The following is a 14,398-nucleotide window of genomic DNA, read 5'->3' on the forward strand; positions in this document are numbered from 1 at the left end:
AGTCACGATGACAACAGCAGCACCGCGAGCAATAACGTCACCATTGCCACCATCAAGGACAACACCGGAATCTGAAACGGCGGCGGGATCGGGCGGTCTTCGCGCATAGCCTGCTCGATTCTCAACCAGCGCAGACAGGCGCCAGCACTGACCCCCATAGCCAGAACGATCAGAGCGACAGCCAAACCAAGCCGGACAGCGGGCGAGAATAAGGTATTGGCAAACGCTTCCATGGCAATGCCTCCCGCCAACAACGCCAAAGCGGTACGAATCCATGCCAGGAAAGTGCGTTCGTTAGCCAATGTGAAGCGCGGGTCCGGTGCCTCCCCTTTATCCAGAGACCACCACCGCAAGCGACGAGTTGAGTTCAAAACAGCCCCTTTTTTTGCGGCGCCCATCGAAACCATGATGCCGGACGGCAGCCATGGCCTCCGTCCGAACCGTTACCGGAATTCTCCTACCCGGTAGCGTTCGAGTCCGGCAAGGGCAGCCAGATCACCGATACCAGGCTCCCCACCCAATGATGCCTGTCCTCCTTCCACTTGGTTCAATGGGCCGCATAATTCAGTACGCAATGGGTTCGGATTGGCATCCACTTCCAGAGCACCCTCTCCCCCTACCGCAGCCAGCAAATGGCCGGAGGCCAGCAGACCGATACCGCCACCCAGGTAGTGCGGGTAGTAATGCAGCCCGGCATTGTTGATGGACCGAGCCAGCGGTAGCAGGCGGCTGATACCACCCCACTTGGCAACGTCCGGCTGCAGGATCGACAACGCGCCGCTGTCGATGGCCTCATGGAAACGCGCCTCACCTAACAGGTTTTCACCGGCCGATACTGGAATATCGGTGAGCGCCGCCAGTTCCTGCCACTCTGACCAGGGCGCGGTGCACCGCAGCGGTTCCTCGATCCACTTCAGCCCCAGGCGATTCAGGGCAGGCAACTGTTCCCGGGCCTGGTCCAGGGTCCAACCCTGGTTCACGTCCACCATCAACGATGCTTGGTCTCCCAGGGTGTCGCGCAACGCCGCCAGATTGGCCAGGTCCCGCGTCGCGCCAAATCCGATCTTCAGTTTGAAGCGTGTGTAACCTTGCGCCGCCCGCTCCACAGCCAGTCGCTCCGGCGCTGTGGGGTTGAGACCGCTGGCGTACACCGGGATACGATCCGTGTCGCCGCCCAGATATTGCCAGAGCGGCTGACCGGCACGGCGCGCGCACAGGTCCCACAGCGCCAGATCGATGCCGGACAGACACTGGGCGAACGGCCCCGGCTCGGCGGATTGCAGCGCCAGCACCCGGGTACCTGCGTCCAGCGCCTCATAGGCCGCTGCCGGCGAATCGAATACCCGATCCACCATTTGCGCGCGGAACACGCTTTCCACCAAGCGAGCACGGTGTTCTGCCCCGACCATTGGAAAATTACACCAGATCTCGCCCCAGCCCTGATACCCATCCTGGTCAGTCACTCGTACCACTACCATCGGCCGGTCCATCATGGTGCCAAAGGAAGTTTCCACCGGGGTATCCAGGGGGCAGCGGTACACAAAGGTATCGAGGGCGCGGACGGCTACCGGGTCGTTCATGCTTTCAGATCCATTTCCAAATGAATGTAATCGCCGCGGTAGGTAGCCTCGGCGACGTAGATGATGGCGTTGTCGGAGTCCACCAGCACCCGCCGCACATTGGCGATCGGGTCGCCCAGTGGCATGTCCAGCAGTCGCGCCACTTCCAGATCGGCCTTGGAAATGGTGATGCTCTGCTTGGCCTGCGCCACGGTCAGATCCAGGGACATCAGCACCGGCAGAATGATCTCGTTACGGAAACGCTTCTCCGCCTTCTTGAACACGCGCTTTTCGAGATAGATGGAGATCACGCAATACTTCACGCCTTGCCGGGCGTGCACCCGACGCAGGTGCTGGTAGTGCGCGGCCGGGACACCGTCACTGTCGGTAAGGCTCGGCGGTGTACTGGAATCGGAGATGTTGGTGACCACCGGAGTGTCGCCGCGATAAGCCTCCACCAGGGCGTTGAGGGTGGTTTCCACCTTCACTGGGTGCTGGTCCGCGCCGCCCTTGAGCACCAGGGTGCCGACGCCACGCTGTACCTTGATCAGACCGGAGCGGGCCAGCAACTGCAGCGCCTGGCGCACCGTCACCCGGGACACCGAAAACTCCTTCATCAGTACTTCGATGGGCGGCAGCATGCTGCCCTCCGCCCACACGCCCCGCCCGATCCGATAGCGGATGATGTCCGCCACCTGCAAGTAGAGTGGAATCGGGCTCGCGTTCATCAGCCCGCGGTCGTCGTTGTGATCAGCCATCCATCCCTTCCCGGCAAATGCTTGACACGAAACCTAGCATGTGGAAACGTTCGCATCAACTGATGTCCTAACATTAGGACTTCATGACTTCTCGCCGCAAGGAGTACACGGTGTCCGACAAACAATACGACTACATCGTGGTGGGCGCCGGTTCGGCCGGCTGCATCGTCGCGAACCGGCTGTCCGCGAACCGCGACAACCGGGTGCTGTTGCTGGAAGCGGGCGGCTGGGACCGCAATTTCTGGCTGCACTTTCCGGTGGGCTACTACCGCTCGATTTACGATACCCGTGTGGCGCGTCTGTTCGACACCGGGCCCTCCGAGGGCAGTGGCGGGCGCAATATCGTCTGGCCGCGGGGCAAGGTGATCGGCGGTTCCAGTTCCATCAACGGGCTGATCTTTATTCGCGGCCAGCGCGAGGATTTCGACAGCTGGGCCGAACAGGGCGCCACCGGCTGGTCCTATGACGAGGTACTTCCCTATTTCCGCCGCCTGGAACGCTATACCGGCACCGACCGGGGCGATGCCAGCCGCGGCGACCGGGGCGAGCTGGAAGTGTCGGACATGCGCACCAACAACCCGGCCTGCCAGGCCTGGCTGCGCGCCGCCGGGGAATACGGCCTGCCCTTCAATCCGGACATGAACAGCACCCACACCCTTGGCGTGGGCCCCTACCAGCTAAGCCTCAAGGGCCGCTGGCGCTGCAGTTCCGCCAAGGCGTTTCTGACTCCGATCAAGGACCGTCCCAACCTGACCATCGTCACCGAGGCACCCACCAATCGGGTGCTGTTCGAAGGCAACCAGGCGGTAGGCGTGGAATGGCGCCGGAACGGCGCCGTGCACCGGGCCGGCGCCAGCCGTGAAGTGATTCTGTGCGCCGGCGCCATCCAGACGCCACAACTGCTGCAGTTGTCCGGCGTCGGTCCCGCTGAATTGCTGCGCCGGCACGGTATCAAGCCGATTCATGACGCACCGGAGGTGGGCGCCAATCTGCAGGACCACTACCAGGTGCGGGCCATCTACCGGTTGAAGCGGAAGCTGTCGCTGAACACCGATGTGCGCAACCCGATCAAGCTGGCGAAGATGGGACTGGAATGGCTGCTGAACGCCTCCGGCTCCCTTACCGTGGGTGCCGGCCAGGTAGGCGGCAGCGCCTGCACTCGCTACGCCGACGGTGGCCGGCCGGATGTGCAGTTCAACGTGATGCCGCTGTCCGTGGACAAGCCGGGCACGCCGTTGCACCGCTACCCCGGTTTCACCGCTTCGGTGTGGCAGTGCCACCCGCGCTCCCGTGGCCGGGTACGCATCGCCTCCGCCAACCCGGACGCCGCGCCGGTGATCGAGCCGCGCTATTTCTCCGACCCCCACGACCGCAAGGTGATCGTCGAAGGCATGAAAATTCTCCGTGACATCGCCCGCCAGCCGGCGTTCCGCGAACTCTGGGACGTGGAGATGGAACCCGGCGAGCAGGTGGACGGCGACGACGCCTTGTGGGAGTCCGCCCGGCAGCGCGGCGGCACCGTGTTCCATTGCGTCGGCACCTGCCGCATGGGCAGCGACGACGGCGCCGTGGTCGATCCACGCTTGCGCGTACGTGGTGTGGAAGGCCTGCGCGTGGTGGACGCCTCGGTAATGCCCACGGTGACCTCCGCCAATACCAATGCGCCCTCACTGATGATCGGTGAAAAAGGCGCGGCCCTGATTCTTGAAGACGCCAACCCGGAGTCCCAACCATGAAATTCGATTACCGCAGCCATCTCGGAGGGGGCACGCCCTTCGATACCGTGAACCCGGCCCGCCCCGACCAGGTGGTGGGTAGTTACGCGGAAGTGACCGACCCGGACGCCGTGGACCGGGTGTTCAACGAGGCCGCCCGCGCCCAGGCCGAGTGGGCGGGGGTGCCACCGGTGGTGCGTGGCGACCGGCTGCTGGCGTTCCTCGATGAGGTGGTGGCGAACGTGGACCGCATCGCCGAGGCCATCACCCTGGAACAGGGCAAGCCACTCAATGAAGCACGCAATGAAACCCTCAAGGGTTGCGCCGAAGGCCGCTTCATGGCCGGCGAAGCGGCGCGTCAGCAACTGCAGACCACCGCCGCCGCCCGCCCGCGGGTGCGCAATCTGATCCTGCGCCGTCCGCGCGGCACCCTGCTGGCCATCTGCCCGTGGAACTTCCCGGCGATGACACCGCTGCGCAAACTGTGCCCGGCCATCGCCTTCGGCAATGCGCTGGTGATCAAACCATCCCAGTTCACCCCGGCGGCAGCCTTTCTGCTGGCGGAAATCGCCGCGCGACACTTCCCCGCCGGCCTGGTGCAGGTGCTGCCCTGCGGCGGCGCCTTCGCCAGCCAGCTCACCGCCGCCGGCCGCTTCGACGGGGTCAGCTTCACCGGCTCGGTGGCGGTGGGACGCAAGGTCGGCCTGGCCGCCGCCGAGGGCCTGGTGCCCGCGCAACTGGAACTGGGCGGCAAGAATGGCGTGATCATCAATGACAGCGCTGACCTGGACAGTTGCCTGGACCAGGTGTTCGGCGCTGCCTTCCAGACCGGCGGCCAACGCTGCACCAGCCTCAGCCGGGTAATCGTACACAGCGATCTGCACCAGGACGTGGTTAGCGGCCTTACCGAACGGGTGCGGGCCCTACGTCTGGGCGATGGCCTGGACCACGCCACCACCCTCGGCCCGCTGTGCAACGGTGCCCACTTCGACAGCGTCAAAACGCTCACCGCCCGCGCCGTGGACGAGGGCGCCACCCTGGTCACCGGCGGCGAGCCGGCCACCGTGCCCGGTTGCGAGGGCGGCTATTTCTTCGCCCCCACACTGCTGGACAACGCCGGCGTGTCCGACACCGCCAGCCGTCAGGAAATCTTCGGCCCGGTGCTCTCGGTGCTGCCCTACGACGACGCCGACCAGGCCCTGTCGATCCTCAACGACACCGAATACGGGCTCACCTCCAGCCTGTTCTCGGATTCCCATGCGCTGATCCAGCGCTTCCTGGACGAAAGCCGCAACGGAATGCTGCACGTGAACAACGGCACGGCGCCGGACGTGAACATGCCGTTCGGCGGCATGAAGCATTCCGGGCTGGGCGCTTACTCGGTGGGCGCTTCGGCGTCCGCCTTCTACACCATAGAACAGGCCGCTTACTTGGCTTGGTAAATAACAACAGGGTGATAATCATGAGAACAATCGCCAAACTGGCTGTGCTGGCCACCATTTTATTGACCCACTCGGTGGCCGCCGACACCCCCAATCCGTTCGACTACCGGTCGGTGCCCAAGGAAGGTGATCAGATCACCATGCGGCTGGCCCACTCTCTGAATATGGAGTGGAGCTCGCAAACCGTGGCGCTGAAACGCTTCGCGGAACTGGTCGCCATCTACACCGACAACCGCATCCGCCCGGTGATCTTTCCGGGCTCCCAGCTCGGCAGCGAAAAGGAAATGCTGCAGCAGGCCCGTCAGGGCGTCATCCAGGTGACGATTCCCGCCACCAACAACATGGCCCAGGTAGCGCCCAGCCTGAACGTTCTGCTGCTACCCTATCTCACCCAGAGCACCGAGGAATCCAACTACCTGCTGGACCACATCACACCGGTGCTGCAACCCCGGGTGATCGAGGAAGCGGGTGTCCGCATTATCGGCTGGGAAAATACCGGCTGGCGGCATTTTTTCTATAACGCTCCGGAGCCCATCGAAACGCCGGAGGATCTGGCGCCGCTGAAAATGCGCGTACCGCCCAACGCGATCATGCTCGGCACCTATAAATCCTGGAATGCCTCACCGGCGCCAATCGCCTGGAACGAACTGTACAGCGCTCTGCAACAAGGCGTGGTGGAAGGCGGCGACAGTCCGGTAAGCGACATCATCGGCATGAAATTCGATGAGGTGATCAAGCGCATCTCACGGCTGCACTACACCATCCTCACCCATCCCATCGTGGTGTCCGAGCGCTGGTTCCAGGACCTGGCGCCGGACTTGCAGAAAGCAGTATTGCGAGCTGGTCGCGAAACCACGGAATACGTGCGCTGGTGGCAGCCACTGGACGAGGCACGCTGGTGGAAACTGGCTGAGGAAGCGGGCGTTGAGATCACCGACATCAAGGACGAGACGCCCTGGGCGGAGAAAGCCCGCGCCGCCTGGCCCACCTATTACCCCCTGATCGGCGAGGATGGTGAGGCACTGACCAGGAAAGCGCTGGACATCCTCGAGACCTATAAAGCGAGCAATCAATAAAACAATTCAGCCCGCGGTCAGGACGGCGCAGGCCGTTCCGACGGGAGACAGACTTATGTACAACCTGTTGAGAAAGTCCCAATTGGCGCTGTGCCACACGTTGCTGTCGGGCATGGTGCTGGCGCTGCTGCTGCAGATCTTCGGCCGCAGTTTCAACGCCGGCCTGGAATGGACCGAGGAACTGTCCCGGTTCGCCTTTATCTCCTTCGTCTTTATCAGCGCCAGTTACTCATCGCTGACCAGAGCGGACCTGCGCATCGGCGTCTTCGCCGACTGGCTGAGCCGGCGCCTGGGGCGGGGTCCGGTGGAAATCATGACCACGGCCCTGCTGCTGTTGTTTGACGTGCTGATGATCATCTACTGCTATCGCAACGTCATCGATGGCATTAAATACCCGAGCGTGTCGCCGGTGCTCGGTTTCAATACCAACTATCTGTTCGTGGTGTTGATCCTGGCGTTCGTACTATCGGCGCTGGGCCGGCTGTTCGGCCGCAACGCCGGTGGCGAGGCCGGGGAGGGTCTGGCATGACTACCGTGCAATGGGTACTGATCATTATGCTGCCGGCACTGCTGCTGCTCGGCGTGCCGATCTACGCGGCGCTCGGTCTCACTGGCTTCGCCGCCGCCTGGTTTCTCGGCGCCGACCTGGTGTTCGCTGCGCAGAGTATTTTCAACGGCGTGGACAACTTCGCGCTGCTGGCGATTCCGGCCTTTATCCTGGCCGGCAATATCATGGAAAAGGGCGGCCTGACCCACGATATTATCCGCATCTTCCGACGCATGTTCGGGCACATTCCCGGCAGCCTGGGCATGGTGACGATTCTGTCGTGCATGTTCTTCGCCGCCATTTCCGGATCCGGGCCGGGTACCGTGGCGGCGATCGGTTCGATTATGATTCCGTCCATGGTGCGTTACGGCTACCCGGCACCCTACGCGGCCTCGGTCACCGCCACTGGCGGCACTCTGGGCATCCTGATTCCCCCCAGTAACCCGATGATCATCTACGCCATCATCGCCAATGTGTCGATCGCCGACGTATTCGCCGCCGGTCTGCTGCCCGGGCTGTTGATGGGCGTGGTGCTGGTATTCACCGCCTATGTGATGGCCAAACGTTCCGGTGCCGTGGTCAATCCGGCGCATGAGCAGGAGGACGAAAACGAGAGCCTGGGCGCGTTGATCTGGCACGCCAAATTCGCCCTGTTTTTGCCGGTGCTGATTCTTGGCGGCATCTACTCGGGCCTGTTCACCCCGGTGGAGGCATCGGTGGTGGCGGTCTTTTACGCGCTGGTGGTGGCCCGTTTCGTGTATCGACAACTGGACGCCCAGGCACTGCACGAAGCCTTCGAGCAGACCCACCGCATCTCCGGCGCGCTGATGATCGTGGTCGCCTGCTCAGCGCTGCTGGCCAAGGTGATCACCCTGGAAACCATTCCACAGCAGATCTCCGTGGCCATGTCCGGTGTCTCCACCAATCCGCTGGTGATTCTGCTGTGGATCAACGTGTTCCTGATCTTGGTGGGCACCTTCATGGAAACCATGTCGGCGATCATCATCCTGGCGCCGATCCTGGTGCCGCTGGTCACCGCCTTCGGCATCAACCCGGTGCACTTCGGCATCATTCTGGTGACCAATATCCAGATCGCCTTCCTGACACCGCCGCTGGGGGTCAACCTGTTCGTGTCCAGTCAGATTTCCGGGGTACCGGTGGAGAAGATCATTCGCAGCATCTGGCCGTTCCTGCTGGCCCTGCTGGGGGTGCTGGCGCTAGTGACCTTGTTCCCTCAACTCAGTCTCGCACTGCCGGAACTGCTCCGGTCTCTACGCTGATTCAGCCCCGCGGCGTTCTCATGGGGACGCCGCCTCCCCTCCTTCGAAACCACCGCTTCGTCGGTTCCGACGATGCTCACCCACTCCCGCCCTCGCTAACGTAATACACCGACCCATCCGGCTCTCCGCCTGCCGCCCGACAACGACAACGACAACAATCAGGTGCCTCCATGACCGTCCCGTTGATGACGCTGAAATCCCTGTATACCGGTGCTCTGGCCCGTTTCACGGACCGCTGCGCGCTGACCATGGGGGGCCGCGGCCTCAGTTACGCCGAACTGCAGCGCGGCAGCTTTCAGGTCGGCAACGCCCTCATTGACCTCGGTGTCACCCCGGGCACCCGGGTAGCACTCGCCATGGCCAATTGCCTGGAGTTCGCGGTGGCGGCCCAGGGGCTGATCCAGGCCGGCGCCACCCGGGTGGCCCTGAACAGCATGCTCAGCGACGACGAGGTGCTCTATATTCTGGCGGATTCCAACACCCGGGTGGCCATCGTCGATGCTCAACGTTTCGAGTTGCTCTCCCGCCACCGCGATCGCTTGCCGGAACTGGAACAGGTCATCGCACTCGGGCCGACGCGGGATTGCCCGTCGGACATGATGCCCTGGGATGATTTTCTCGCCTCCGGCAAGCCGGAGTACACCGACGTCAACGTGACACCGGATGATCTCGCCTTCATTCCCTATACCGGCGGCACCACGGGCAAACCCAAGGGGGTCCTGCACAACCAACAAAACATTTATCTGAACCTGCTTTCCCATCAGATGGAGCTGGCACTGCAAGACGACGAGCGCTTCCTGCTCACCTCGCCTCTGCCCCATGCCGCCGGGAGTATCCTGATGGTCGGGTTGCTGAAAGGGGCTACCCATTACATCGAACCCGGATTCGATCCCGCCACCGTGATCCGCCGCATCAGCGAGGACAAGGTCACTCTCACCTTCATGGTACCCACCATGATTTACCGGCTGCTGGACTGGCTGGAGGCCAATCCGGAGCCCCGTCCGGATCTGAGTTCGCTGCGCACCATGCTGTACGGCGCCGCCCCGATCACGGTGGAGCGTCTGACTCAGGGCCTGGAAACCTTCGGGCCGGTGTTCATGCAGCTCTACGGCCAGTCGGAAGCGCCCAACTTCATCACCCGTCTGCGCCGGGAGGACCACGACCCGGCTTATCCGGAGCGGTTGCTCAGCTGCGGTCAGGCCGCGACCATGAGTCAGGTCCGTATCGTCGATGGCAACGGGGAACCGGTACCCGCGGGTGAAAGCGGCGAAGTGGCGGCTCGCACGCCGTACAACATGCTCGGTTATCACGGCCTGCCGGAGAAAAGCGCCGAAACGCTGGTGGACGGCTGGCTGCACACCGGTGACATCGGACGGATGGACGCGGACGGTTATCTGTACCTGCTGGACCGCAAGAACGACATGATCATCAGCGGCGGCATGAACGTGTACACCTCGGAGGTGGAGAACGCCATCCAGCCGTACCCCGGAGTCGGCCAGGTGGCGGTGGTCGGCCTGCCCGACCCGGACTGGGGCGACGCGGTGACGGCGTTCGTGGTGCCCGATGCTGGTGCCGAGCTTGACCTGGAAGCCCTGCTGCGCCACTGCAAAGGCGCTCTGTCCAAGTACAAGGTCCCCAAACAGATCCACCTGCTCGACAGTCTGCCACTCACCGCTTACGGCAAACTGGACAAGAAAGCCCTTCGCCAGCAATGGGCGGCCGATTCCTAGCGCCTGTTCACACCGTGAGCGCTGTATTCGCGAGCAAGCTCGCTTCCCACAAAGGGAACTGCGGAGCCGCTGTGGGAAGCTGCCTTGGCAGCGAATTGGCGTGTGGCGCAAACATCGTGAACCTGCAAGAGAGGTCCAAGCATGAGTAGCCTCACCGAATTGAGCCGTTCTCTGAACGGTGCCCGGGTCCTGGTGACCGGTGGCGCCAGCGGCATGGGACGGGCCACCGCCCGGGTGTTCGCCAGCGAGGGCGCGCGGGTTGCCGTTACCGACCGCGATGGTGACGGCGCCGGGCAGGTGGCCATGGAGATCCGGGAGGCGGGTTTCCAGGCGCAAAGCTGGGCCCTGGACGTGAGCGACGCCGCGGCGATCGAAGCGGCCACCGCCGAGGTGGCCGAAGCCTTCGGCGGCCTGGACATTCTCATCAACAATGCCGGGGTCTCCGGCTTCACCGCCATCTCGTCCTCGGCGGACGACTACGAGGCCACGTGGCACACCAGCCTGTCGATTCTGCTGACCGCTCAGCAACGCCTGGTACGGGCCGCGCTGCCCCACCTGAGAAGCTCGGACCATCCGCGCATCGTCAATATCGCCTCCACCGAAGCGCTCGGCGCCACCGCCGAGAACAGCGCCTATGCGGCGGCCAAGGCTGGCGTTACCGGCCTGACCCGCGCCCTGGCGGTGGAGTTGGGCAAGGAAGGCATCACCGTCAATTGCATCTGCCCTGGCCCCATCGACACCGGCATGACCGCGCGGATCGCCGACGAGCACAAGGCCATTTTCGCCAGACGGCGAACCGCCTTACGACGCTATGGCGCACCGGAAGAGGTAGCGCATATGACCGTCAGCCTGTGCCTGCCGGCGGCATCCTACCTCACCGGCGCGGTGATTCCGGTGGACGGTGGTCTGATGGCGCGCAACGCGTGATGGATACGGTTGCGTGCTGCGCGCATGACGCCGACCATGCTGATCCGGTCTTACCAGAGTGATCCCCCCAATGCCGCGAACCGATAACAGGCCCAACCCCTTCGTCATGGCCGTGTCCGCCATGCTGGTGGCGCTGGTGGTGATTGTCTTCGCCCGCCTGGCCTACGGCCTGCTGCTGCCGGCCATGCGCACCGATCTCGGGCTGAGCTACCGCCAGGCCGGCGCTTTGGGCACGGTCACCGCCCTGGGTTATCTGCTGTTCGTATTGCTTGGCGGCCTCGCGGCCAGCCGCTGGGGCGCCCGCAATACGGTGGTTTTCGGTCTGGCCGCGGTGACCTTCGGCTTTGCCGGGCTGGCGGGCGCCGATGGCCTTGCTCGGTTTCGGCACCGCGTTCTGCTTCGCTCCCACGGTGTCGCTGCTGGCCACCTGGTACCCGGAGCGGCGCGGGATGATGATCGGCTGCATGACCGCCGGCGTTGGCGCGGGGATCTTCTTCATCGGGCTGCTGGTGCCCTGGCTCTCCGATCTTTTTGGTGCGAACGGCTGGCGGGTGACCTGGGGGATTTTCGCCGCCGTCGCCGGCGCTGTCGGCTTACTGGTCCTGCTGGCGGTGCGTGATCCCCCCGCCGCTGATGATGCCGGCACGGCGCGGCCGCCCTCGGCGGACAAATGGCTGATCTACCGGAATCCCCGGGTCATCATCATGGCGCTGGTGTACGGCATCATCGGCATGGTGTACATCACCCAGGCTCTGTTCATGGTCAGCTACGTGGTGGAATCCGGCTTCGACGAAACCATCGCCGGGTGGCTGATGGCGATGATGGGGCTGCTCTCCGTCCTCAGCGGCCCGCTATGGGGCTCGCTGTCGGACAGCTGGGGGCGCGGCAATACTCTGAGCCTGGCCATGTCGGTGGTGACCGTTGCCATGGCGCTGCCATTGGTCGATCAGAGCCTGCCTCTGTTCATCGCCCATTTCTTCTTCATGGGCTGCGCGGTCAATGGGGTCTTCACCCTGATCCAGGCCGCCAGTACCGATCAGGTGGCGCCGCGTTACATTCCCATCGCGTTCAGTTATGTCACCCTGTTCTTCGCCGGCGGACAACTTATCGGCCCGGCGGTGGCGGGCTGGCTGATCGAGACGCAGGGAGGTTTCCCGCTCGCCATCGGCTTCACTTGCTTCTGGCTGATCGTCGGGTTGTTTCTGACCCAGCGTATTCGCCGGTTTCCGGCTGATGTGGCGGTGTCTTGAAAAGGTTGGTGATTGTGTCGGCCTGTGAGGTTTCACCCTCTCCCTTGAGGGGAGAGGGGTTGGGGGAGAGGGTGAAACCCAAGAGCGTCAGGGCCGGTTGTGATGGAGCATATAACGCCCCGCCTGATACAGCCCTTCCAGCAGTTCCTTGCGGTCCTGGAACACCTCCGGCTGGTCCGCGCGAACATCCGCTTCCAGGCGTGGATCCTTCAGATCGTAAAGCCGCGCGTTGTCACCGTCGTAGTACATGCTCAGGTGATAATCCTCGCCAACCAGGCCGATCAACGGCCGATGGGAACGGTCACCGCCGAAGGTGATCGCGTATGAGGGGCCCTCGATGTCCAGCAGGTCCCGCCCCATGGTGCGGTTCTCATACGGCAACCCGGCCAGCCCCAGCGCCATGGGCATGATATCCACCAGGCTGGCGGGGCGCTCGATCACCCGGTGCTCACCAATGACGTCGGGGCCGTAGATGATCAACGGCACATGATGCTTGTCCAGCAGCAGGGACTCGCTGTAACCCATATGCCGGGACGGTTCGGAGCGATCGTTATGGTCCCCGTACAGAATGAAGATGGTGTTGTCCGCGTAATGGGAATTGGCCACCAGGTCATTCAGGTAGTAACCGATGTTGTAATCCAGCAGACGCACCGCGTTGTACTGATCGTTGCCGAGGAAGCTGTGCTGGCGCACTTTGTCTTCCGGCGGATTGATCACCTCGAAGTTGGAATCATCATCGGGAATGGTGAACGGCCGATGGTTGCCCGCGGTCTGGATAAAGGCGATGAACGGCTTGTCCGGATCCAGTTGGTCCAGGCGCTGGTGAGCGGCCTTGAACAGATCCCGGTCCGAAATACCCCAGACATCGATGTTGGGAGCGTCGTAGTCTCCGGCCTCCCACAACTCCAGATCCTGAATGTTGTTCTTCAATACACCTCGGATATTGGCCCAGCCGGCGGAACCGCCTATGAAGTAAAGGCGCTCGTAGCCTTTAAAAGCGTTGACCAGGGTGTACTGATTGACGATCTGCGGATCCCGGGAGGCGGTGGAGCCGCCCCAGGTAATGTCGGGAATCCCGGTCACCAGACCAAACACGGTGCGGGCGGTACCGCTGGAGGGCACCATGAAATTGGGGAAGAACAGCCCTTGATTACCGAGACGGTCCAGATTGGGCGTGGCTTCCATGGGGTTGCCAAACAGCCCCATACGATTGGCGCCCATGGATTCCAGGTGAATCAGAACCACATTGGGCGGCCGCTGCGGGGCCTGGCCGGGCACCGAGCGGGCAAACGTCATGATCTCGGGATCCGGATTGGTCACTCCCAGGTATTCCGCCACCCGCTGATAGCGCAGCGCCAGCAGCTCGTCATCATGCTCCCGGGTACCGGTGGTGTAGGTGTCGTAAAAGAAAATCGCCGGGTTCAACCCCAGTGACGCCACCTGCAGATTGTTGGAAAAGTAAGCGTCACTCCAGCGCAGCGGCACGGTGCCGGTTTGCCCCATGATCCCCAGAGCGTACAGATAGATACCCAACGCCACGGCGATGGTGCCACCCAACCAGCCCCGCCCCGGCGCCGGGCGGCGCGCGAAGGCGGCAATCGGCTTGCGCCCCAACCAGGCGCCCACCGCCAGCGTCACCAGCAGCAGCAGCGCCAGCCACACCACCGGGTAGCTCTCCCACACCATCTGCAGGGAATCCCCACGGTTGGTCAGGAAACGCAACACAGAGCTGTTCAGGCGCTCTTCCAGATAGCTGTAGTGGGCGAAATCCGCGATGTAAACGAAACAGGCCACGGCGGAGGCCAGAGCCAGCCAGGCCACCGCCAGTTTCCGGGCCAGTTGCCCGTGGCGCAGACCGAGCAGACCCGGCAGCAGGCTGAGAATGGCCACCGGCAGAACAATCAGCAGGGCCAAACGCAAGTCGAAGCGGACACCAATGCCGAAGGCATGCCAGAGTTCTTGCGAAGGCAGTTCCAGGCCGGAAAGGAAAAACCAGAAGAACGCCCCCCTCAGTACCACGAAAACCAGGAAGAACGCGGCAACCAGGCTCAGGATCAATCGCACACGTGGCGAAAACAGCATACAGGCTCCACAATCAGATGCGGGTTATCGGG

At 63.2% G+C, this 14,398-nt stretch carries 12 protein-coding genes and 1 pseudogene; 9 read left to right on the forward strand and 4 right to left on the reverse strand.

Features of this window, described 5'->3' with window-relative positions; all coding sequences use genetic code 11:
* Positions 1-2: 2 nt before the first annotated feature.
* The 3 genes from MA04_RS05980 to MA04_RS05990 form a co-directional block, all read right to left on the reverse strand.
* Positions 3-371, reverse strand: coding sequence for a YidH family protein (locus MA04_RS05980; protein WP_262459776.1), 369 nt, complete (start codon positions 369-371; stop codon positions 3-5).
* 72 nt (positions 372-443) lie between these two features.
* The gene (locus MA04_RS05985; RefSeq protein ID WP_262459777.1) at positions 444-1,580 is read right to left on the reverse strand and encodes a mandelate racemase/muconate lactonizing enzyme family protein; all 1,137 of its coding nucleotides are present in this window, start codon (positions 1,578-1,580) and stop codon (positions 444-446) included.
* Positions 1,577-2,317 carry a GntR family transcriptional regulator gene (locus MA04_RS05990; RefSeq protein ID WP_262459778.1) on the reverse strand — a complete coding sequence of 247 codons (741 nt, stop codon included), beginning with the start codon at positions 2,315-2,317 and terminating at the stop codon, positions 1,577-1,579. The genes MA04_RS05985 and MA04_RS05990 overlap by 4 nt, the downstream gene beginning before the upstream one ends.
* Positions 2,318-2,427: 110 nt before the next feature.
* On the opposite strand from MA04_RS05990, the gene MA04_RS05995 reads away from it, so the two are divergent.
* From MA04_RS05995 to MA04_RS06035, 9 genes and pseudogenes are all read left to right on the forward strand, one after another.
* Entirely contained in the window at positions 2,428-4,053 is a 1,626-nt protein-coding gene (locus MA04_RS05995; RefSeq protein WP_262459779.1) for a GMC family oxidoreductase, read from the forward strand.
* The gene (locus MA04_RS06000; RefSeq protein ID WP_262459780.1) at positions 4,050-5,474 is read left to right on the forward strand and encodes an aldehyde dehydrogenase family protein; all 1,425 of its coding nucleotides are present in this window, start codon (positions 4,050-4,052) and stop codon (positions 5,472-5,474) included. The genes MA04_RS05995 and MA04_RS06000 overlap by 4 nt, the downstream gene beginning before the upstream one ends.
* Before the next feature lie 20 nt (positions 5,475-5,494).
* The gene (locus MA04_RS06005; RefSeq protein ID WP_262459781.1) at positions 5,495-6,550 is read left to right on the forward strand and encodes a TRAP transporter substrate-binding protein; all 1,056 of its coding nucleotides are present in this window, start codon (positions 5,495-5,497) and stop codon (positions 6,548-6,550) included.
* A 55-nt stretch (positions 6,551-6,605) separates the two neighbouring features.
* Positions 6,606-7,079 carry a TRAP transporter small permease gene (locus MA04_RS06010; protein WP_262459782.1) on the forward strand — a complete coding sequence of 158 codons (474 nt, stop codon included), beginning with the start codon at positions 6,606-6,608 and terminating at the stop codon, positions 7,077-7,079.
* Positions 7,076-8,377: a TRAP transporter large permease gene (locus MA04_RS06015; RefSeq protein ID WP_262459783.1), complete on the forward strand. Its 1,302-nt coding sequence runs from the start codon at positions 7,076-7,078 to the stop codon at positions 8,375-8,377. The genes MA04_RS06010 and MA04_RS06015 overlap by 4 nt, the downstream gene beginning before the upstream one ends.
* A gap of 170 nt (positions 8,378-8,547) precedes the next feature.
* Positions 8,548-10,107, forward strand: coding sequence for an AMP-binding protein (locus MA04_RS06020; protein ID WP_262459784.1), 1,560 nt, complete (start codon positions 8,548-8,550; stop codon positions 10,105-10,107).
* Between the two features lie 141 nt (positions 10,108-10,248).
* A complete protein-coding gene (locus tag MA04_RS06025) occupies positions 10,249-11,034 on the forward strand; it encodes an SDR family NAD(P)-dependent oxidoreductase (protein ID WP_262459785.1) in 786 nt (261 codons plus the stop codon).
* Positions 11,035-11,155: 121 nt separating this feature from the next.
* Positions 11,156-11,380 (forward strand): annotated as a pseudogene (locus tag MA04_RS06030) (MFS transporter); the annotation flags it as partial.
* A 19-nt stretch (positions 11,381-11,399) separates the two neighbouring features.
* On the forward strand, positions 11,400-12,284 hold the full coding sequence (locus tag MA04_RS06035; protein WP_262459786.1) for an MFS transporter: 885 nt from the start codon (positions 11,400-11,402) through the stop codon (positions 12,282-12,284).
* Positions 12,285-12,371: 87 nt separating this feature from the next.
* On the opposite strand, the gene MA04_RS06040 is transcribed toward MA04_RS06035, so the two are convergent.
* Positions 12,372-14,366: an LTA synthase family protein gene (locus tag MA04_RS06040; RefSeq protein WP_163126365.1), complete on the reverse strand. Its 1,995-nt coding sequence runs from the start codon at positions 14,364-14,366 to the stop codon at positions 12,372-12,374.
* Positions 14,367-14,398: the final 32 nt, after the last annotated feature.

The sequence above is a fragment of the Alloalcanivorax balearicus MACL04 genome, from assembly GCF_025532145.1.
In the GTDB taxonomy this organism is placed as follows: Bacteria; Pseudomonadota; Gammaproteobacteria; order Pseudomonadales; family Alcanivoracaceae; genus Alloalcanivorax; species Alloalcanivorax balearicus.

Bases quoted from the DNA above. Each gene is read 5' to 3' on its own strand.
- MA04_RS05985 (WP_262459777.1), bottom strand. From the start codon at position 1,580: ATGAACGACCCGGTAGCCGTCCGCGCCCTCGATACCTTTGTGTACCGC.
- MA04_RS05990 (WP_262459778.1), bottom strand. From the start codon at position 2,317: ATGGCTGATCACAACGACGACCGCGGGCTGATGAACGCGAGCCCGATT.
- MA04_RS06000 (WP_262459780.1), top strand. From the start codon at position 4,050: ATGAAATTCGATTACCGCAGCCATCTCGGAGGGGGCACGCCCTTCGAT.
- MA04_RS06005 (WP_262459781.1), top strand. From the start codon at position 5,495: ATGAGAACAATCGCCAAACTGGCTGTGCTGGCCACCATTTTATTGACC.
- MA04_RS06010 (WP_262459782.1), top strand. From the start codon at position 6,606: ATGTACAACCTGTTGAGAAAGTCCCAATTGGCGCTGTGCCACACGTTG.
- MA04_RS06015 (WP_262459783.1), top strand. From the start codon at position 7,076: ATGACTACCGTGCAATGGGTACTGATCATTATGCTGCCGGCACTGCTG.
- MA04_RS06020 (WP_262459784.1), top strand. From the start codon at position 8,548: ATGACCGTCCCGTTGATGACGCTGAAATCCCTGTATACCGGTGCTCTG.
- MA04_RS06025 (WP_262459785.1), top strand. From the start codon at position 10,249: ATGAGTAGCCTCACCGAATTGAGCCGTTCTCTGAACGGTGCCCGGGTC.
- MA04_RS06035 (WP_262459786.1), top strand. From the start codon at position 11,400: ATGGCCTTGCTCGGTTTCGGCACCGCGTTCTGCTTCGCTCCCACGGTG.
- MA04_RS06040 (WP_163126365.1), bottom strand. From the start codon at position 14,366: ATGCTGTTTTCGCCACGTGTGCGATTGATCCTGAGCCTGGTTGCCGCG.